The organism is Hymenobacter glacialis (assembly GCF_001816165.1).
In the GTDB taxonomy this organism is placed as follows: domain Bacteria; phylum Bacteroidota; class Bacteroidia; order Cytophagales; family Hymenobacteraceae; genus Hymenobacter; species Hymenobacter glacialis.
The window spans coordinates 1-20,137 of record NZ_MDZC01000053.1 but is presented as its reverse complement, the minus strand read 5'-3'; the positions used below and the strand labels follow the sequence as shown (position 1 = coordinate 20,137).

General features: G+C 65.0%; 11 protein-coding genes and 1 pseudogene. 6 read left to right on the top strand and 6 right to left on the bottom strand.

The genetic code is table 11. The annotated features are described in order from the left end of the window. The first annotated feature begins 123 nt into the window (after window positions 1-123). Window positions 124-1,407 carry a lipopolysaccharide biosynthesis protein gene (locus tag BEN48_RS07250; protein ID WP_070733934.1) on the top strand — a complete coding sequence of 428 codons (1,284 nt, stop codon included), beginning with the start codon at window positions 124-126 and terminating at the stop codon, window positions 1,405-1,407. 188 nt (window positions 1,408-1,595) lie between these two features. Here the strand turns inward: BEN48_RS07250 and BEN48_RS07245 are convergent, their stop codons facing one another. Both BEN48_RS07245 and BEN48_RS07240 read right to left on the bottom strand, forming a co-directional pair. Continuing rightward, complete coding sequence (locus tag BEN48_RS07245; RefSeq protein WP_070733933.1) at window positions 1,596-5,198, bottom strand: DUF7948 domain-containing protein; 3,603 nt, start codon at window positions 5,196-5,198, stop codon at window positions 1,596-1,598. A 54-nt stretch (window positions 5,199-5,252) separates the two neighbouring features. After that, window positions 5,253-8,807: a DUF7948 domain-containing protein gene (locus BEN48_RS07240; protein ID WP_125932519.1), complete on the bottom strand. Its 3,555-nt coding sequence runs from the start codon at window positions 8,805-8,807 to the stop codon at window positions 5,253-5,255. Window positions 8,808-9,062: 255 nt separating this feature from the next. Between BEN48_RS07240 and BEN48_RS07235 the strand changes: the two genes are divergently transcribed. From BEN48_RS07235 to BEN48_RS07225, 3 genes are all read left to right on the top strand, one after another. Further along, window positions 9,063-10,250, top strand: a complete 1,188-nt coding sequence (locus BEN48_RS07235) for an endonuclease/exonuclease/phosphatase family protein (RefSeq protein WP_070733931.1) — start codon at window positions 9,063-9,065, stop codon at window positions 10,248-10,250. Between the two features lie 294 nt (window positions 10,251-10,544). Beyond that, a complete protein-coding gene (gene cysS / locus BEN48_RS07230; protein WP_070733930.1) occupies window positions 10,545-12,116 on the top strand; it encodes a cysteine--tRNA ligase in 1,572 nt (523 codons plus the stop codon). A 123-nt stretch (window positions 12,117-12,239) separates the two neighbouring features. Next, window positions 12,240-13,268, top strand: coding sequence for a M28 family peptidase (locus BEN48_RS07225; protein ID WP_070733929.1), 1,029 nt, complete (start codon window positions 12,240-12,242; stop codon window positions 13,266-13,268). Between the two features lie 86 nt (window positions 13,269-13,354). On the opposite strand, the gene BEN48_RS07220 is transcribed toward BEN48_RS07225, so the two are convergent. Beyond that, complete coding sequence (locus tag BEN48_RS07220) at window positions 13,355-14,263, bottom strand: S66 peptidase family protein (RefSeq protein ID WP_070733928.1); 909 nt, start codon at window positions 14,261-14,263, stop codon at window positions 13,355-13,357. A gap of 193 nt (window positions 14,264-14,456) precedes the next feature. Here BEN48_RS07220 and BEN48_RS07215 point away from each other — a divergent pair, with 193 nt between their 5' ends. Continuing rightward, window positions 14,457-17,393 carry a T9SS type A sorting domain-containing protein gene (locus BEN48_RS07215; protein ID WP_070733927.1) on the top strand — a complete coding sequence of 979 codons (2,937 nt, stop codon included), beginning with the start codon at window positions 14,457-14,459 and terminating at the stop codon, window positions 17,391-17,393. Window positions 17,394-17,613: 220 nt separating this feature from the next. Here the strand turns inward: BEN48_RS07215 and BEN48_RS07210 are convergent, their stop codons facing one another. Continuing rightward, window positions 17,614-17,895, bottom strand: coding sequence for a LysM peptidoglycan-binding domain-containing protein (locus BEN48_RS07210; RefSeq protein ID WP_070733926.1), 282 nt, complete (start codon window positions 17,893-17,895; stop codon window positions 17,614-17,616). 181 nt (window positions 17,896-18,076) lie between these two features. Here BEN48_RS07210 and BEN48_RS07205 point away from each other — a divergent pair, with 181 nt between their 5' ends. Beyond that, entirely contained in the window at window positions 18,077-18,496 is a 420-nt protein-coding gene (locus BEN48_RS07205; RefSeq protein ID WP_070733925.1) for a hypothetical protein, read from the top strand. 111 nt (window positions 18,497-18,607) lie between these two features. Here BEN48_RS07205 and BEN48_RS07200 read toward each other — a convergent pair whose 3' ends face one another. Next, the gene (locus tag BEN48_RS07200; RefSeq protein WP_070733924.1) at window positions 18,608-19,693 is read right to left on the bottom strand and encodes a lysylphosphatidylglycerol synthase transmembrane domain-containing protein; all 1,086 of its coding nucleotides are present in this window, start codon (window positions 19,691-19,693) and stop codon (window positions 18,608-18,610) included. A gap of 153 nt (window positions 19,694-19,846) precedes the next feature. After that, a pseudogene (locus BEN48_RS19070) lies at window positions 19,847-20,137 on the bottom strand (hypothetical protein); the annotation flags it as partial.

The following is a 20,137-nucleotide window of genomic DNA, read 5'->3' as shown; positions in this document are numbered from 1 at the left end:
ATCAAGGGTTGTTCGGGTGTCGTTCAACGAGGGCAACCACCCCCGTCCGAGCCGTTGGCTCGAACATCCCCTCCTTAAAAAAGGAGGGGAGTTGTGCGTTCTTGCGCACTTCTTCGGCTTTTCATGATAAAACGCATTTTCCAGCACTTCGCGGCCCGGGTACTCACGGCGGGGCTCAGCTTCGCGGTGGTGTGGCTCACGGCGCGGTACCTGGGGGCGGCGGGGCGCGGAGAGGTTAGTTTGTTTTTTACGGATATGTCGGGGCTGGTGCTGCTGGCCGGGCTGGTGGGCGGTTCCTCGTTGATATATCTGGTGCCGCACCGCAACGTGTGGCACCTGCTGCTGCCGGCCTACGGCTGGGCCGCAGTGGTAAGCGGCGGGGGCGCCGCGGCAGTAGCCCTGCTGCGGCCGGTAAGCACCAGCTACGTGCTGCACCTGGCGGCCGTCACACTGGTGCAGGTGCTGCTGTCCATCAACGTGTTCCTGCTGCTGGGCCGGCAGCGCGAACGTGCTTACAACGTGCTCACCACGGCCCAGGCGGCGCTGCTGGCCGGGGCGCTGGTGGTGGCGTTCGGCCCATTGGAGTGGCCCAGTGTCACGGCCTATTACTACGCCAATTACGTGGCCTACGGGGTGCCTTGGCTCCTGAGCACCGCCCTGCTGCTGCGCCTGCCCGATGCCTGGCGGAGCCGCCCTACCGGGTTCAAGCGCGCCCAGCGCCGGGCTACGGCCCGGGAGCTGGCCCGGCACAGTCGCGGCGCCCAGCTCTCCAACCTGCTTGCCTTCGCCAACTACCGCTTTGGGTACTACGCGGTGGCGTATCTGGCCGATGCCCGGGCCTTGGGCATTCTCTCCGTAGGCGTAGCGTTGGCCGAGGCCATTTGGCTTATTCCGCGCAGCACGGCCCTTATTCAATATGTGGCCCTGGTAAATGCACCCGACAAGCGGGCCCAGACCTACGCGGCCTTTCGGGGCAGCCGGCTCACGTTGCTGGCTACGGCCGGGGCCGTGGCCGTGCTGGCGGCAGTGCCGGCCGCGTGGCTGGCGGCGGTGTTCGGCCCGGACTTTGGCGCTGCGCGTTCGGTTATTCTAGCGCTGGCTCCGGGCATTCTCATCAACGGGGCCGGCATGCAGGCCAGCGCGTATTTCAGTGGCACGGCCCGCTACGGCGTCAACAACCGGGCGGCCCTGCTTGGCCTGGCCGTCACGGTGCCACTGTGCCTTTGGCTGGTGCCGCAATTGGGCATGGTGGGGGCCGCCGTGGGCATGTCGGCTTCCTACGCGGCCAGTGTGGGGTACATGGTGTGGCACTACCGCCGCGCACTGGGCACCGAATGGCGCGACCTACTGCCCGGTTGGGGCGATGTGCAGTGGGTGTATGGGAAGGTGATAGGGGAGGCGAAGTGAGCAGTGACTAACCGAGAACGTCACGCTAAAAAAACGTCATGCTGAGCGTAGCCGAAGCATCTCGCGTGCCACTACTAACTCTTTACGATTGAGTCACTATTGCACGCGAGATGCTTCGGCTGCGCTCAGCATGACGTTCTTCTGCTCCCTGCTCCCTGCTCCCTGCTCCCTGCTCCCTGCTCCCTGCTTCACCGCATCACTTCCACCCAGCCTTTCACGCGGTGGCCGTCGGCATAGGTTAGCAGGTAGTAGTACACGCCGGCGGGCTGGCCGTTGGCGCTCCAGTCGTCGTGGTAGGCAGCGGATTCAAACACGCTCTGGCCCCAGCGGGAGAATATTTGCAGGCGGGCCGCGCAGTCCGGCCCCAGCCGGAACGTCTGGTTCTGGCCATCGCCGTTGGGGGTGATGATGTTGGGGATTTTGCGCTCTACTACTTCCACCACCGGGGGCAGGGCTGTGGTTTCGCAGCGGTTGTTGTTGTAGCGTAGCCGCAGCCGGGGCTGGTAGGAGCCGGGTGAGGAGTAGGTGTGCGTCGGATTGGCCTCGGTCGACTGCGTGCCATCGCCGAACTCCCACAGCATGCCCGGTGGCGGCGATGCACCCAGAGAGCTGGCAAAGGTGAAACGCAGCGTGAGCGGCGCAAGCCGGGTTTCGGGGCAGGCCACCGGCGTCCAGGAAGCCACCAGCGAGGGACTGGGCGCCACCGAAATGCGGCGGCTGCCGGTGCCCGTGCAGCCGGCCGTGGTCACGGTGTAGGTTACAACCAGTGGTGCTGAGAAGCTGGCCGGGGGCGTAAAAAAGAACCCCGTAGTCGCCGTACCGCTCACCCCGGGCCCGCTAAACACGCCGCCCGCCGGGCTGCCCCGCAGCGCGAACGGCTGGGTGCTGCCGGGGCACAGCACCGTATCGGCGGGCAGGGCCACCACAATGGCGGGATTTACCGTGACGGCCTGCGTGGCTTGTACCACGCAGCCATTGGCATTCAGCGTGTACACCAGCTGAAAAGTGCCCGCGCCCACGTTGGGCGAAAAGAAGAACCCGAGCGCCGCGTTGCCGCCCACTCCCGGCCCGCTAAATGTGCCCCCCGCTGGCGTAGCCGTGAGCGGCACCACCGGCAGCGACGGGGCCCCGGCCGCCGGCTGGCAGTAGGTGGCCTGCAGCAGCGGCGAAAAAATGACCGTGGGCGGCGCCGTCACCGTGATGCGGCGCACGCCCACGGTGGTGCACAGGCCCGTGCTGAGCACGGTGTAGGTGAGAGCCTGCACCCCCACCAGCGCCAGCGAAGGCGTAAACACAAAGCCCTGACCCGGGCTGCCCGATACGCCCGGCCCCGTCCAGATGCCGCCCGCGGGGCTGCCCACCAGCGCCTGCGGCCCGGCCGTGGCGCACACCGTCTGGTCGGCGCCTGCATTGGCAATGTCGGGCTGAAAGTTGAGCACAAAAGCCGCGTTGTTGCAGCTCACCCCGAAGGTGGGACTAGAGCTGTTGTTGGTGACGGAATACGTGTTGGCGCCCGGCGGAATGGGGAATCCCGAGCTCGAAAAGCACGAGCACACCGCCTGGTACACAATACCCCTCGGATCGAAGCGCGAGGTGCCGCCGTCCACGTGCTCGCTGGTAGAGTTGGGGGAAGTGTCGCCGTAGTACGTGCCGTAGGTGAGGCCCGTAAGGCCTGCCGAAAACTGCGCCAGATAGAAGTCGCTGCCGTCGGTGTTGCGTTGCACGGCGTCCGAAGTAATGGGCAGGCCGTTGGTGCTGCCGTTGCCGGCCAGGTAGTTGAAGGGGTTCTGGTTCACGTCGCCGCCCCAGCCGCACACGTACACCCGGTCGCAGCGGTCCACCAGAAACGCAGTGGGCGATATGTTAGTCAGCCGGGCCGGGTTCTGGGGCGAAGTGGGCGCGCCAAACACCGTGGCCAGCAAGCTCGTGCTCAGGTTTTCATCGAGCTTCTGAATGAATTGCGTGCCCCCAAACGTGCCGTACAGGCCGGGCGAGGTGGGAAAAGGGCCCGTGGTCTGGCCCAGCAGGTACACCCCGCCATCGGTGCCCAACTGCAGGAAATAGGCCTGGTCATAGTCGGCCGTGCCCACGTAGGTGGCCCGCCGCAGGCTGGTGCCGTTGGCCGCAATGCGCGCCGCAAAGCCATCTGCCCGGCCCGGCTTGGCGGTGAGGTAGGCGCCGGCAGTCACCGGAAAATCGTCGCTCACCGTGCCCCCGGCCACGTACACGTCGCCGCTGCCGGGCTCCAGCTGAATGGAATAAGCGGCGTCGGTCCCGGTGCCGCCCAGGTAGCTGCCCCACACCAGCGCGCCAAGCGTGGGCGTGAGCTTGCACACCACGCCGTCGGAAGCGCCGCCGCGGTACGTGCTGTTGAAGCCCCGCGCCATCGGAAAATTGCTGGAAGTAGTGTGCGAGGCGATGTACACGTTGTCGGCCGCGTCCACGATGATGTCGCCCCGAAACGGGTCGCCGTAGTTGTGCACCAGCTGCGGCACGGCGGCGGTGGGCTTGGTGAGCGGGTTGAAGGGCAGCAGGCCGTCGTTGCCGGCGCCGCCCAGGTAGGTGCTGGCCACCAGCCCGCTGCCGGCGGCGTTCAGGCGCGTGATGACCAGGTCCGAGCCGTTGGGCACGTCGAAGGGGGGCCCCGCCCCGGAACCAAACGCATTGGCCGGCGTGCCGCCGCCAAACTTGGCTTGCAGTGCCCCCGTCGTGGTGGGGTAGTCGCTCGAGCCCGTGGAGCCTAGCAGGAGCAGCTCGCCCTTATCATTCACCACCAGGCTGTGCGGGAAATCAGTGTTGTCGCCGCCCACGTAAGTCGCCCACACCCGGGCCGCGGGCCCGTTGGCGTTGGTGTTGAATTTGATGATGGCAATGTCAATCAGCTTGGCAAAAGACGTCTGAAACGCGCCCGGACTGGTGGGGTAGCCGGCCTCAAAGGCAATGCCGCCGGAGTAGAGGTTGCCCTGCGCATCGTAGGTCGCGGTGAAGCCCCAATTGTTGGCCAGTGAGCCCGTGTAGGTGGAAAAAACCACCACCGGGTCAATGGTCAGCGAGCGCCGCTTGTCGTAGCGGCCCAGCGCAAACCGCACCACCGGTCCGGCCAGCACGTAGCGGCACGTCACGGCCTGCCGGCGGCCGGCGGCATCCAGCTGCCAGGCCTGCGGCGCCCGCTCCGTGACGGTGCCCACGCTGGTGTGCACCAGCAGGTTGCCGGCCCCATCCTGGCGCACGTCATCGGCCCCATCGTGGCGCAGGCCGATGAGGGCCGGGTTGGCGCCGGGGGCCAACTCGAAATCATACTCCACGTGCTGGTCGGGGCTTTCGTACACCCGCGCATTCACGCCGGGCCACAACCCGGCGTAGCGCAGCGCCCGGTAGCTGCGCACGTCGCGGGCCCACTTCCGGGCGTCGGCGCCCACAAAGTAGCTGCGGCGCTCGGCCGTGAGCGTTTCGGCAGTGATGGTGGCCGGCCGGGCGTCTTCAAAATGCAGGGTCAGGGCGTGCCCCGGCACGGGCGCGCCAAGGGAAGCCTCGTCAGTAGCGGGGCCTTCATGCTTGTGCTGGGCCGGTCCGCCATTGGCCAGCAGCGCAAACGTGAGGCCGTCAGCTTCGGCAAAAAGCCGCCCCCCGGGCAAGTGCGCAGCGTAGTGAACCCGCCCGTCCCACTGCCCTTTGTTCTCAATAAATTCCAGGGTAGCGCTAGCGGGCGCCGGGAGGGCCCGGGGCTGCGCCCAAGCGCTGGCTGCCAGCAGCCAAAATGTTGCAAGTGACGCAGGTAGAGGTAGTTTCATCGGCGAAAAGCCAGGGTGAGGTGAACGTGGGGCGATACGTAACTAAAAAACAACCTACCGGCGCACTTCCACCCAGCCTTTCACCCGGCGGTCGTCGGCATCGCGCAGCAGGTAGTAGTAAATGCCATTGGCCAGGCCCTGGGCGTTCCAGTTATTGCGGTAGTCGTTGGTTTGGTACACGCGCTGGCCCCAGCGCGAAAACACTTCCAGCGAAGCCGGCCGGCAGCTGAAGCGCGGCCGGAAGGTGTCGTTGAGCGAGTCGCGGTTGGGGGTAATGATGTTCGGTACAAAGACCTCGCCCACCTCCACGGGGGCAAAGCCCGTGAGGACATCGCAGTTGCCGTAGCGCGCCGTGAGCTTGATGCGGTAGGTGCCTGGCAGGTCGTAGCGGTGAGTAGGCGACTCCTCGGTGCTGGCGGGGCTGCCATCGCCAAAATCCCAGCGGTAGGTGGCACCGGGGGCGATGAGTACGGGCGTCAGGGAAAGGTTGAAAGGGGCTAGGCCCGCGTATTCCGGCGCAGTGGCGCACACGGGCAGGTTCAGGTTCACGTTCAGGTCGGTGGTGGGAGCCAGCACCACTCGCCGCGTGGCCGAGGCCTGGCACGGTCCCTGCGTCACGGTGTAGGTGAGGGTGAATATACCGCCGCGGTTCTTAGTATCTGGCGGCGTGAAAAAGCCGGTGGCTGATACCCCCGTGCCGCTCCACACGCCCCCCGCGGGCAGCGCGCCCCGTAGCTGAAACGGCTGGCGCAGGTCGGCGCACAGCGTGGTGTCGCGGCCGGGGGTGATGGTTGGCGGCCGGGTCACCACCACTTGCTGCGACGCTATGCCGCAGCCCAGCGAGTCGGACAAGGCGTAGGTAAGCGTGTGCGTGCCCACGCCCGCCGTGGCCGGATTGAATCGCCCGCCGGCCACGCCCGGCCCGCTAAACGTGCCGCCCACCGGCGTGGCCGCCAAGGCCACACCGCCCGCGAGCGAGGTGCACTGCGGCGGTAGCGCCGCGAAGGCGGGCGCCACGGCCGGGGCCACCACGTAGCGCACCGTGCGGGTGCTTTGGCAGGTGCCCGTGGCCGCCACCGTGTAGTTGATAAAATACTGGCCCGGCCCCACCGCGGTGGGCACAAAGCGGTAGCCGCCGCCCGCCACCGGCTGCACGCCCGGCCCGGCCCACACGCCGCCCGCCGGGTTGCCCGTTAGCGGTACGCTGCCGCCGTCCAGGCACAGCACGCGGCGCGGGCCCGGGTCGGCCTGAATTATCTCGAAGTTGATTTTGAAGGCGCCGTTGCTGCAGTTGGGGCTGGCGTTGCGGGTGTTGTAGCTGGCCGCGCCCGGCGGCACCGGAAAGCCCTGCGTGGCCCCGCAGCCGGCACACACCGCCTGGTACACCACGCCGCGCTTGTCAAAGCGCGAGGTGCCGCCGTCTACGTGCTCGGGCCCGGCGCCTTGCTGGCCGAAAAAGGTGCCGTACTCCAGGCCGGTCATGCCGGCGGCGAACTGGGCCAGGTAAAAATCGCTGCCGTCGGTGTTGCGCTGCACGGCGTTGCTGGTCACGGGCAGGCCATTGGTGGAGCCGCCTAGCCAGTTGCCGCCCAGGTCGTTGTCTATGCCGCCCCAGCCGCTGATGTATATCCGCTCGCAGTCATCGACCAAGAAGGCGGTGGGCACCAGATTGGGTCCGCCGCGCACGCCGGCCCGGTTACCAAACGTGGTGCTGTACACGCTGGCGGTCAGGTCGGGGCTGAGCTTCTGAACGAACTGCGTGCCGCCCACGGCGCCGTATTTGCCCAGCGTGATGGGGAACTGCCCCAGCGTCTGGCCAAACAAATAGGGGCTGCCCGCCGCGTCCAGCTGCAGGAAAAACGCCTGGTCGTAGCTGTTGGTGCCAATGAAAGTGGCGCGCTCCAGGCGGCGTCCATCCGGGCTGATGCGGGCTGCAAAGCCGTCGGCGCTGCCGCCCTGGTACCCGGTGAGGTAGGCCCCGGCGGTGGCGGGAAAGTTGCTGGAAGTGGTGCCGCCGCACGCGTACACCCGGCCCTGGTTGTCGCGCTGCACCGAATAGGCGGCGTCGGCGGCGTTGCCGCCCAGGTAGCCGGACCACACCACCGCCGTCAGGCCCGCGTTGAGCTTGCACACCAGCGCATCGGACACACCTCCGCGGTAGGTGGCATTAAAGCCCAGGGTGCGGCCCGGGAAGTTGGCCGAGCTGGTGGCCGCCGCCACGTACACATTGCCATCGCCGTCCAGCAGCACGTCGCTACGGAAAGCGTCGCCGTAGTTGGCGCCGATGCCGGCCGGCTGCGCAATTACGCCGTCGTTGCCGGAGCCGCCCAGGTAGGTGCTGCCCACCAGCGCGCTGCCGGTGGCGTTGAGGCGCGTGATGACCAGGTCCGAGCCGTTGGGCAGCTTGTACCGCTCGGCTCCCTCACGGGTGCCAACGCGGAACGGGTCGAGGGCCGTGCCCCCGCCAAAAACGCGCTGGGCCGCTCCGGTAGTAGTAGGGTAATTGGTCGAGGACGTGCTGCCGCACACCACCAGCTCGTTCTGCGCATTCACCACCAGGCTATGGGGGAAATCGGCCTGGTTGCCGCCCAGGTAGGTGGCCCACACCCGCGCCGCCGGGCCCGATACAGCGGTGTTGTACTTAATCAGGGCCATGTCCACGATGCTGCTGAAGGTGGTGCGGAAAGCGCCCGGCGAGGCGGGAAACGCGCCCCCGGTATCAAACACGATGCCGCCCGAGTACATGTTGCCCTCGTCGTCATAAGTCGCGGTGAAGCCCCAGTTGTCGGCCGTCGAGCCCGATAGGGTGGAGAACTGCACGGTGGGGTCAATGGTGAGGGCGCGGGACTTGTCGTAGGCGCCGAGGGCGAAGGTGAGGGTGCGGCCGGTGAGCACGTAGCGGCAGGCCACGGGCTGGCGGCGCCCGCGGGCATCGAGCTGCCAGGCTTTGGGAGCCAGCTCGGTGGTGGTGCCCACGGTGGTTTTTATCACCAGGTTGCCGTCGATGGTCAGCGCCAGGCTGGTGGCACCGTTGTAGCGCAGGGCCACGCGGGCGGGGTTGGCGCGGGGGGCCAGCAGCACGTCGTATTCCAGGTGGTGGCCGGCGTTTTCGTACAGCGTCAGGTCGATGCCCGGCCACAGCTCGGTGTAGCGCAGCCGCCGGAAGGCGCCTACGTGGCTGGCCCAGCGGGCGGCGTCGGCGCCCACAAAGTAGTTGCGCTCGCCGGGGGTGGGGGTTTCGGCCGTGAGGCGGCTGCGGGGGTTGGCTTTCTCAAAGCGCACGGTGTAGGCGTGGCCCGCAATGTCGCCATCGGGCCGGCCGGTGCTGGCGGGCGCGGCCCCGCGGGCACCCTCGCGGTGGTGGCTGAGCGCGGCGGGGTCCAGGAAGCTGTAGGTGAGGGCATCGGCCTGCACGTAGAGGCGGCCGGCCGGCAGGGCGGCCTCGTAGCGCACGCGGCGGTCCCACTGCCCTTTGTTCTGAATAAACTCCAGGCTGGGGTTGCCCGGCTCAATGGAAACCGCGGCCGCGGGCACGGCCTGCGCCAGCAGCGCCGGCCACAGCAGCGTGGGAAACAAACGGCGGCAGAGCGTGCGGAAAGATGGAAGCATAGGGCGCGAAAGGTAGAGCGGGCAGGAGAATTAGCATCAAAAATAGAGCAGCTTGCCCGGCCCTTGCCACGGTGGCGCGCCGGGTGCTGGGCTGCCGAGCAAAAGTTCTTACGAACAGTAACCGGCTAAGGGAAGTCGGCCCGGAGACACCGCCCCAAAACCGTATACAATCCAAGTCGATAAAGATAAATAAACTTCCGGCCCTTCGCGGGCTTCCTTTCATGCCGCTACCTTTGCGGCCCCTTTTCCTGTGTCGTGCGCCGCTCTTTTGCTTTCAAAATCACGCTGATTACGCTGCTGTGGCTCCTGCTGGCCATTGCCTGTCAGCAGGTGCCCGCCAAGGTCTTCTGGCCGGTGGTATTTGGGGCCCTTACCACGCCTATAGCCCTGTTGCTCACGGTGCTGCTGGCGCTGTACTGGCTGCGGCGCAACTGGCGGGTGGCCGTGCTGCCCGTGGTGGTGCTGTTTCTTACGTGGCCCCACGTGCAGCGCGGCCTGCCCCTGCATCCTTCTTACCTCAACAGCAAGGTGACGGCGAAAACGCAGGAGTTGGCCAACGGCCAGACGCTCCGCTCGTCGTTTCTGGCGCCCACATCCCCGGCCAACGTCTCGGTGCTTTCGGCCAACTGCCGCATATTCAACGTGTATGCTCGGCTGCGCGACCCTGATTTTGCGTCTTCCAAAGGCTTTATCCGGTGGCTGGCCGAAAGCCCGGCCGACGTGCTTTGCCTGCAGGAGTACTACAACGAGCCCCAGGGCTCGCGTGAAGTGGGCGACGTGTTCCGCACCGACGACCGGCTGGGGCGCCGGAGCGGGCGCCGCTCATTCATTTCCGTCTCCCTGACCAATGCCATCGGGGCCGAGTTTGGCATGGCTATTTTCTCGCGCTTTCCCATTGTGCGGCGCGGCACCATCGTCTTCGGCCAACTCACCCAGAACCACGCCATGTGGGCCGACCTGGCCCGGCCGGCTGCCCGCACCGGCCGCGGCCGCCCCGACACCATTCGGGTCTACAACCTGCACCTGCAAAGCATGAGCATGGCCGAATCTGATATTGCAACGGCCACCGGCAGCCAGGCTGGCCTGCGGGCCAAGGCCCCCAACCTGCTGCGGCGCTTCCGCAACGGAGCCGTGGCCCGCGGCGCGCAGATTGATAGCGTGCTGGCCCACATCGCCCGCTCGCCCTACCCCGTGCTGCTGACCGGCGACCTCAACGACTTGCCCTATTCCTACCCCTACGACCAACTAGCCGACGGCTTGCAAAACGCCTGGGCCACCGTGGGCACGGGCATTGGCGCCACCTACAACGGCAAGCTGCCTGCCCTGCGCATCGACCAGCAATTTGCCGGCCCCCAGTGGGAGGTGCTGGGCTGCCGCGTGCACCGCGAGATAAACTGGAGTGACCATTTCCCGCTTGAAGCGCTTTATCAGCTGCGCCGTTGAACGAAAAAACTCCCCTCCTCAGATGAGGAGGGGATGTTTCAGCGCCAGCTGAAACGGGGGTGGTGGCACCGCAGGGAACTCGTTGAACGATGGCCGAACGACCACCCGAACGATGGCCGAACCACCATCCAACGATGCCTGAATGCCCCCGAACAACCTCTTCACGAAGCTTACGGCGGCACCCTCACGGCGCGGATATCGTTCAACGAGTTCAACCATCCCCGTCCGAGCCGTTGGCTCGAACATCCCCTCCTCATCTGAGGAGGGGAGTTTCCTCCCCGCTACCTTTGCGCCATGTCGCTCTCGCTTTACAACACGCTTACTCGTAAGAAAGAAGAATTCCAACCCGTGCACGCGCCCCAGGTGGGTGTGTATTTGTGCGGCCCCACCGTGTACAGCGAAGCCCACCTGGGCAACGCCCGCGGGCCGGTGGTGTTTGATGTGCTCACGCGCTACCTGCGCCACCTGAAATACCAGGTGCGCTACGTGCGCAACATCACCGACGTGGGCCACTTGGAAAGCGACGCCGACACCGGCGAGGACAAGATGGAAAAGGCCGCCCGCGCCGCCCGCATCGAGCCCATGCAGGTGGCCCAGCACTTCGCCAACCGCTACCGCCAGCACATGATGGCCCTGGGCTGCCTGCCGCCCGACATCGAGCCCCAGGCCAGCGGCCACATCACCGAGCAAATCGGTATGATTGAAGAAATCATCGCCAACGGCTTTGGCTACGAAGTCAACGGCTCGGTGTATTTCGACGTGCCCAACTACAACGAGGCCCACCGCTACGGCAAGCTCTCGAACCGCAGCATTGAGGACCAGTTGGGCGGCACCCGCGACACCCTGGCCGGCCAGGACGAAAAGCGCAGCCCGCTGGATTTTGCCCTCTGGAAGAAGGCCTCGCCCGAGCACATCATGCGCTGGCCCTCGCCCTGGGGCGAAGGCTTCCCCGGCTGGCACCTGGAGTGCTCGGCCATGAGCCGCAAGTACCTGGGCAACCTCTCCGACATCCACGGCGGCGGGCTGGACCTCATGTTCCCGCACCACGAGTGCGAAATAGCCCAGTGCCAGGCCAGCGACACCGGCACCGACGAGTCGCGGGTGTGGATGCACAACAACATGATTACCGTGAACGGCACCAAGATGAGCAAGAGCCTGGGCAACTTCGTGCTGCTCGGCGACCTGTTTCAGGGCCCTACCGGGCCGCTGGCGCAGGGCTACTCGCCCATGGTGGTGCGCTTCTTCCTGCTGCAGGCCCACTACCGCTCGCCCGTGGACGTGAGCGACGATGCCCTGCAGGCCGCCCGCAAAGGCTACCGCAAGCTGATGAACGGCCTGCGCCTGCTGGATAAATTAGTTGTCGGTTCTTCGTTGTCAGTTGCTGGTGAAAATGACGCCGAACCGGCAACTGACAACCAGCAACCAACAACTAAACCTGGCGACGCCGACCTGCGCAAGCTCACCGCCGACCTATACACGGGGCTCGACGACGACCTGAATACGGCCCGCAGCATTGCCAGCCTTTTCAACCTGCTGCGCAAGTTCAACACCCTGGCCACCACGCCCGCCGCTCTGGCCGACGTGTCGGCGGCCGCGCTGACGGAAGCCGTGGCTGCCTACCGGACCCTGGTAGTGGATATTCTGGGCCTGCAGGACGAGCCCCGCGCCAACGCCGAGCAGCTGCTGGAACTCACGCTGGGTTTCTACTCCGAAGCTAAAAATGGTGCCAAGGAAGCCAAAGAATCTGCTGAAGACGCCACGCCATACTACGCAAAAATCGACCAGATTCGGGCTGCGCTCAAAGAGCAAGGCATTGTCATCAAAGACACCAAAGCCGGCGTGGAATGGGCGTATAGCGAGGAATAAAGCCATTTGTCATGCTGACGAAGGAAGCATCTTATCACGGCTGCTCTTGTCAGAAGTACTAATTACTAGCTGCGCAGGCGTGATAAGGTCCTTCGCTGCGCTCAGGATGACCCATTTATTTTGATGCGTACTCTCCGCCTTCCCCTCGCCGCCCTGGCCGGCCTGCTCGTTCTCACCGGCTGCCCCGATAAAAAGAGCACCGCAACTGTGGATAACACCACCGCCCCAGCCGAAATAAAGCTGCCCAATGCGCCGGTTTTCAGCGGCGACTCGGCCTATGCCTTTACCGCGAAGCAGGTGGCCTTTGGGCCGCGCGTGCCCAACTCCAAGGCGCACGTGGCCACGGGCAACTGGCTGGTGGCCAAATTCAAGAGCTACGGTCTGAAGGTGATGGAGCAGCCCTTTGAGGCCATGACCTTCGACGGCACCCTCATCAAGGCGCGCAACATTGTGGCGCAGTACCAGCCGCAGGCGGCCCGCCGGGTGGCCATCTTCGCGCACTGGGACACCCGCCCCTTCGCCGACAACGACCCCACCAAGAAAAACGCCCCCATGGACGGTGCCTCCGACGGCGCCAGCGCCGTGGCCGTGGCCCTGGAAATGGCCCGCGTGCTCAGCCTGCAGCCCGACAGCCTCGCCCCCAACGTGGGCGTGGACTTTATTCTCTTCGACGCCGAAGACTGGGGCTACGACTCCGGCACCCAGGCCGACCTCAAAAACCAGCTCGAAGGCGCCGGCGACTCGTGGTGCCTGGGCTCGCAGTACTGGAGCACACACCTGCTGCCCGCCAACTATAAGGCGGAATTCGGGGTACTGTTTGACATGGTGGGGGCCCGCGGGGCCAAGTTCAGCCGCGAGGAGCTCTCGCGGGAGAAGGCGCGTTTTGCCGTGGATAAAATCTGGAACACCGCCGCCGCGCTCGGCTACACCGATTATTTCCTGTTCAGCGACTCGCCCGGCATCACCGACGACCACGTGTACACCAACCAGGCGGGCATCCCCACGGTCGACATCATCGACCACCTGCCCAACAACCCCGAGCAGTACTTCCCCAACTACCACCACGCCACCACCGACAACATGAGCATCATCGACCGCAACACGCTGAAAGCCGTGGGGCAAACGGTGCTGCAGGTGCTGTATTTGGACTAGAACAGGCGACAACCGCGCTTAAAGAGGCGGCCGGCACCCAGGCAATATTCTGGGGGCTGGTCGCCTCTGCTGGTTTGGCTGCTGTGCTAGGCTATGGCAAGCTGAGCGCCGGCCGCGCCCACTACCAGGCGGGCCATTTGCCCCACCACCAGCGCCCGGTTGTCGGCCTCGTGGCCCACGGGGAAGCCGTAGCCCACCGGGAAGTCATACAGCTGCGCGTAGGCATTGATGGTTTCCTCGGCGGCGCTGCCGAAGGGAATGGCGTTGTCGCGCATCTGCGAGAAGTGGCCCACCACCAGGCCGGCCAGCCCGGCCAGCTGCCCGCTGCGGTGCAGGTGCAGCATCATCCTATCTATGTGGTAGAGGTACTCGTCGAGGTCTTCCAGAAACAGAATGCGCCCCGCAAAGCTGGCCTGCGAGGCCGTGCCCGTGATGGTATGCAGCAAGCTCAGGTTGCCGCCCACCAGCTCGCCGGTGGCGGTGCCGGGGCGGTTGAGCGGGTGCGCCGGGGCCGCTATGGGCAAGGCAGCTTCGCCGAAAAGGGCCCGGCGCAAGCTTTCCAGGGCCGCTTCGCCGCCCGTTTGGTGAAACAGCACCGGCATGACGCCGTGGATGCTGGCGTGGCCCAGGGCCAGCAAGTGGCTGTTGAGCACGGTGATGTCGGAAAAGCCGGCTACCCATTTGGGCTGCCGGGCAAAGCGCGAAAAGTCCAGCCCGTCTACGATGCGGGCGGTGCCGTAGCCGCCGCGGGCGCAGAGAATGGCCCGGATGCCGGGGGCGTCGAGCTGCTGCTGGAAGTCGCGCCGGCGTAGGTCGTCGTCACCGGCAAACTGGTGGTAATCGCCGGCAATGGTTTCGCCCAACACCACCTCCAGGCCCCAGCCTTGGAGGGTAGCAATGGCAGGAGCCAGCTCGGCGGCGCTGATTTTGCGGGCGGGGCTGACAATAGCCACGCGCTGGCCGGGCCGCAGAGCGGGAGGAAATTGAATGGGCATAAGGAAGCGGGGTAAAGCGGCTGCAAATAACGCAAGCTGTATCTTCGAAGCCGCGCCGCTGCAACTGAGCAGCTGCATCCCGGCAGGCCCCAACCCGAGCCACCCGTGCCGGCTTCACGTCAATCATCCAATTTTAATAACCACATTTCTACCTTCAAAACCTATGAAAGCTAAGCTACTTTTTGTTGGGTTATTGCTGCTTCAACTTTGGCAAACAGCGGCCGCCCAAACCCCCATTGATACCACCGGGGGCCGGTTCTACCAGCCCATTTTCCCGAACGTGACCGTGACCTCGGGCGTCGCCTACGGCTCGGCCGTCACGGCTTTTGGTGCTCCCCAAACGCTGCTCATGGACGTGTACCAGCCCACCGGCGACGTAGCGGCCGAGCGGCCCGTCATCATCTTCGCTCACCAGGGTGGCTTTTTCGTGGGCTCGCGCACCGATGCCTACATGGTAAAGGTGTGCACGCAGTTTGCCAAGCTGGGCTACGTCACGGCCAGCATTGACTACCGGCTGGGCTTCCCCGTCACGGGCTTCAACGCGCCCGCTGACACCCCGCAGGTGGCCCGGGCCGCCATTCGGGGCATGCAGGACATGCGCGCAGCGGTGCGCTTTTTCCGCAAGGATGCTGCTACAACCAATGCTTATCGGGTGAGCCCGAGCCGCATCGTGGCCGGCGGGTCGTCGGCGGGCGGGTTCATTGCCCTCGAAATAGGATACTTGGACAAAGCCAGTGAGGTACCGGAATACGTTGGCCTGGCGGCTCTGGGCGGAATAGAGGGCGCCAGCGGCAACCCCGGCTTTTCCAGCGCCGTGCTGGCCGTGCTCAACCTGAGCGGCGCCACCGAGCGGCCCAGCCTTATCGAGCCCGGCGATGCGCCCCTTTACAGCCTGCACGGCACTGCCGATGCCACGGTGCCGTATCTGCAAGGCAAAGTGGGCTCGCTGCTGCCGCCCAAGTACGTGTTTGGCAGCGGCCGGCTGCACCCCTACGCCACCTCGGTGGGCGTGCCCAACTTCTTGCGCACGCTGCCCGGCGTGGGCCACGTGCCGTTCGAAAGCACCAGCGCAGCGGGCCTGGAGGCGGCCGAAACCGTGTTCCGCGACGTTCGCGACTTCCTGCGGCCGCTGCTGGTGCCGGTGACCGGGGCCGTGTTTCCCAGCCTGGTAATCAATGTCGATACTGATGTGCCAGCCGGCTCTTATCAGGACATCACCATCAACAGCGGCCAGGCCCTACTGCTAGGCAACGTGACTGTGTTTGGCAAGCTGGTGGTGCGCAGCCAAACCGGCCAGGTTCCCGGCTCCTTGAAAACCAACTGCTTCGTAGTGGACGGCTCGGGCAGCTTCGACCTGCAGGCCGGCGCCACGCTGCGCATCTGCAGTCCCGACGGCATCGCGGCCAGCGGCGTCACCGGCGACGGCACCGGCGACATCCGCAACACCGGCACCCGCACATTTAGCAACGACGCCGCTTACGCCTACGAAGGCATCACCAATCAGGTCACTGGCTCGGGCCTGCCGGAGCAGGTGCGCGAGCTGGAAATTGCCGTGCCCGCTAACAGCACGGTGGCGTTGACCAACTTTGTGAGCGTCAGCCAGCGGTTCGTGCCAACAAGTGGCATATTAAACAACACCCGCGCAAACATTACCCTGCTGTCGGGCCCGGCCGGTACGGCGTTGGTCACGCCTGGCCCGGGTACTCTGACCAATGTTTTAGCGGTGCGCCGCTACCTCGATTCGTCGGTGAACGCGGGACAGGGCTACCGCCACCTGGCCCCGCCCGTGCAGGGGATTACGACGACAACCCTGGCCATGGCAGGTTTTACGCCCGTGCTCAACCCGGCTTACAACACCAGCCCCCGCCCCGATTTGGTGCAGCCGTTCCCAAATGTGTTCGGCTATGACCAGCAACGCGTGACAACTTCCCCAGCCACGAGCTATTCGCCTTTTGATAAAGGATGGTTGGTGCCTGCCGCTCCCGTTGGCGAGGGGGTGCCACTGGCCGTTGGCCAGGGCTACGCCGTGAACATAGCCGCGGGCCAGACCGTGGCTTTCGTCGGGGAACTGACGAACAACAACGCCGCCTTTGGTCTGAGCCTGCCCGCCGCTGCGTCGCCCGATGCCGGCTGGCACCTGCTGGGCAACCCCTTCGCCTCGGCCCTGAACTGGGACAATGTGCCCGTGCCCGCGGGCATGAGTGCGGCCATGTACATCTTTGCCAGCACCAGTCAATACGACGGCCGGTACCGGACTTATGTGAACGGCGTGGGGCCGGTCGCGGCAGCTACCATCCCGCTGGGCCAGGGCTTTTTTGTCCGCTCGCTGGCTGCCACCCCCGTCACCCTCACCTTCCCGGTGAGCGCCCGCATTACCGATTTCGCGGCGGCCAACACGGCTACCTTGCAGCGGGGCACGGCCGATGCCCGCCCCCGCCTCCGCCTCACCGTGACCGATGCGGCTAAACCTACCACCTTCGATGAAACCTACCTCTACCTCGAAGCCGGCGCCACCGCGGGGCCCGACGCGCGCTTCGATGCCCACAAAATGCCCAACCCCAGCGGCCTGAACCTGGCCTCGGTGGCCGAAGGCCAGGCGCTGGCCATCAACGGCCTGCCGGTAATTGGGGCGCCCGCCGAGGTGCCCCTGACCCTGGCCGTGCCCCGCGCAGGTACCTACGTGCTGGCCGCCGAGCAGCTGGATAATTTTGCAGCCGGCACCAGCATTATTCTGGTTGATGCCGTGTCTGGCACGCGCACGCCGCTGGTGGCGGGCACGCAGTACCGCTTCTCCCAGGCCAGCCTCACGGCGCCCAACCGCTTCACGCTGGAGCTGCGGTCGTCGGTTCTGGCCGCGGCTGGCCAGGCCCTGGCGGCGCAGTTGGAGGTGTACCCCAACCCTGCTTCGGGTAGCTTCACGGTGCGGCTGCCCCGGCCGGAGGGCCAGAAAGGTCCATTGTCGGCCAGGCTGACCAATGCGCTGGGCCAAACCGTGCGCACGCAGCAGCTGGCAGTGAACGGCCAGGCCATTGAGGCCGAAATAAACGTGCGCGGCCTGGCGCCCGGCGTGTACCAGCTGCACCTCGCCGTGAGCGGCGTTCCGGTGGTGCGCCGCGTGGTGGTGCGGTAGTGGCAGTGCCTTGCTGCTAAAAAAAAGGGCCGGCGTTCCTGCGAGCGTCGGCCCTTTTTATGCCTGCCTTATTAATTCCTGGTCCTGCGGCGTGCCGGTGCCGGGGTTGCTCCTTTCGGGGGGCTGCTTGCGAGATAGCCCGGACTCCGGCAAGCCAGAAAACAAAAAAGCCACCCTGAAACAGAGTGGCTTTTCTCACCTTTTTTCTGCAAAAAAGTACCTAGAGACTAGGTATGGTCAACACCTGGCCCACTTCAATGTGGTCGGGGTTGTTGCCGATGATGGCCTTGTTGGCCTCGTATATCTGGTGCCATTTGGCGGCGTCGCCGTATTGGCTTTTAGCAATTTTCGAAAGAGAATCGCCGCTCACTACGGTGTACGTTTCTCCGGTGCCAGCTGGATTGCTGTTGCCAAAAAAATCAGTGCCACCAGCAGCAGGCTTGGCCGCGGGCTCTACTGGCTTTTGCTCGCCTTTGTCGCTGAGAAAATCAAGAAGTCCCATGAGTCGGTTGAATTAAATGAAAGAAAAGTAGGCAGCCAACCTGCATTCAGGTTAGCTGGGCACGTATACGGGCAAGTGTATAGAGGGGTTCATATCAAACTCTTTTGATTCTAGGCCGTAAGCCGACGAGCCCGCGCTGCCGGGCTCTTCGTTCTCATTCTTTCACCAAAACCTTGTTCCGATGAAAACCCAGTCCATTTTTTCGCTCCGCTACGTTGCCAGCCTCCTGCTTCTGCTCACACTTTTTGCTACTGCTTGCGGCAGTGACAAAGGCAAGGTAGAAGGCGTGAACATGCTGTATGGTACCGACAGCAAGGTATGGAAAACCGCTAAAGAAACCGACGCCACCGGCGACAAAGTGAAACAGTCCGACGCGCAGGAAAACGAGGAGCTGCGCATTTTTGCCAACGGCACTTACAACATGACCGGTGCCAACGGCGCAGTGTCCGGTAAGTACACGTTTGACCAAGCGGGCAAATCCATTACCATGACTCCCGACGGTTCGGCCACGAGCAACACTTTCGCCGTGGAAACCCTCACCGATGACAAGCTCACGCTGAAGTCGGCCGATGGCGCCGCCCTCATGCTGGAAGCCGAGTAAGCAAACTTAGTTGTGAATAAAAAAGCCCTGAACCATTGCGGTTCAGGGCTTTTTTTGTGGTCGGGCAACAGGTGCTGTGAAGTTTGGGCTGGTGCCTTCTGACGCGGGGCGCTACGCCGTGGCCTCCCTGGCGGGCCGCTTGCTGAACACCCGCGCCACCCAGCGGGGCAAAAAGACCATGCCCAGCACCAGGTACAGGTAGTACGTGACCACGCGGTAGAGCAGCACCAGAAAGCTGGTCATGGTAGCCGTGCCGATGAAGGAACCGAAAAACGTGGGAAACGCGCCTTCGGCAATGCCCGCGCCGCCCGGCGTGATGGCGATGAGCAGGATGACTTTGTAGGTGATGTTGCGGGCGAAGATGAACAGGAACGTGCCGGCGCTCATGGGCACGAAGGCCGCGATGAGACAACCGATAATAGCGTACCGGGCCGTCCAGACAAAGGCCGTGCTTGCGGCGGCGTGCCACCAGTAGCGCAGCCCGTTGCCGCGCAGCTGCACCGAAGCCAGCACCATTTCCTGCCCGTGCTTGTAGGCTTTGCGCTGCCAGCGCCGCAGAATGGGCAACGAAAACAGCCGCACCAGCAGCCGGCGCACCGAGCGGGGATTCACGAAAATGGCGTACAGCATCAGCCCCGCGTAGAGCGATACGAAGATGTAGCTCACCCCAAACGCCACCCGCAGCGTGGCCACGAAACCGGTTTCCAGTGCCTCGTGCGGGTAGAGTCCGGCTCCGGCTATGAGCACCACCAACGGCACCATGAGCACGTAGTACAGGTTGTCGAGCAAGGCCGTGACCATAATGTAGGCCAGGCCTTTGCCCAGCGGAATGCCTTCTTTTTCCAGAATAAACGGCGCGGCAGCCGTGCCGCCCTGCCCCGACGGCAGCACGCAGGAGGCAAACTCCCAAATCATGATGACGTCCAGGGATTGCCGGTAGGTTAGCTCGTCTTCGGCAATGTGGCGGATGCGGTAGATGTAGCCCAGGTCGCGGGCTGCCAGCACCAGCAGGGCCACCAGCAGCCAGCCCCAGTTTGCGTTTTGCAGCGGAGCCAGCTCGCCGGGCTTGTAGCTGCGGTAGAATAAAAACGCCACCACACTCAGCCCGATAACGACGGGCAGAATGAGGCGCGACGGGCTCAGGCGCTGCAGGAAATTTGCGTCTTTTTCGGAAAAGTCGGGAAGCGTATCGGGCATGGTAAGGAAAGGTAGACGCTGGGCAAAAGTAGGGCCTGGCTGGCTGCTACAACCGAACCGGGCGGATGCAAAAAAAAGAACGTCATGCCCGCACCGCGGAGCATGACGTTCTTTTTTGGGTGAGCAAAGACGGCCACAGCCGCTCCCGAGCCGCTAGGGCCGGCCGCCGGGGCTACCAGCTGGCGTGATGCCGCCGGGCGTGGTGGTGCCGGGCGACGGCGCATTGGCCGGGGTGTTGATGGGGTTCGGGCGGGGTGCGGCCGGCTGCTGCTGTGGGGAGCCGGCGGGCTGCACGGCCGGGGCCGGCATACCGGGCACCGTAGCCGGCAGGGTGGCGGGCTGCGTGGTGGTGGAGTCGGTAGCGGGGCGGCCGTAGGTAGCCGCAGGAGCCGCGCCGGCCGGAGCACCCGGCGTAGCGCCGGGGTAGGTAGTGGGAGCACCGCC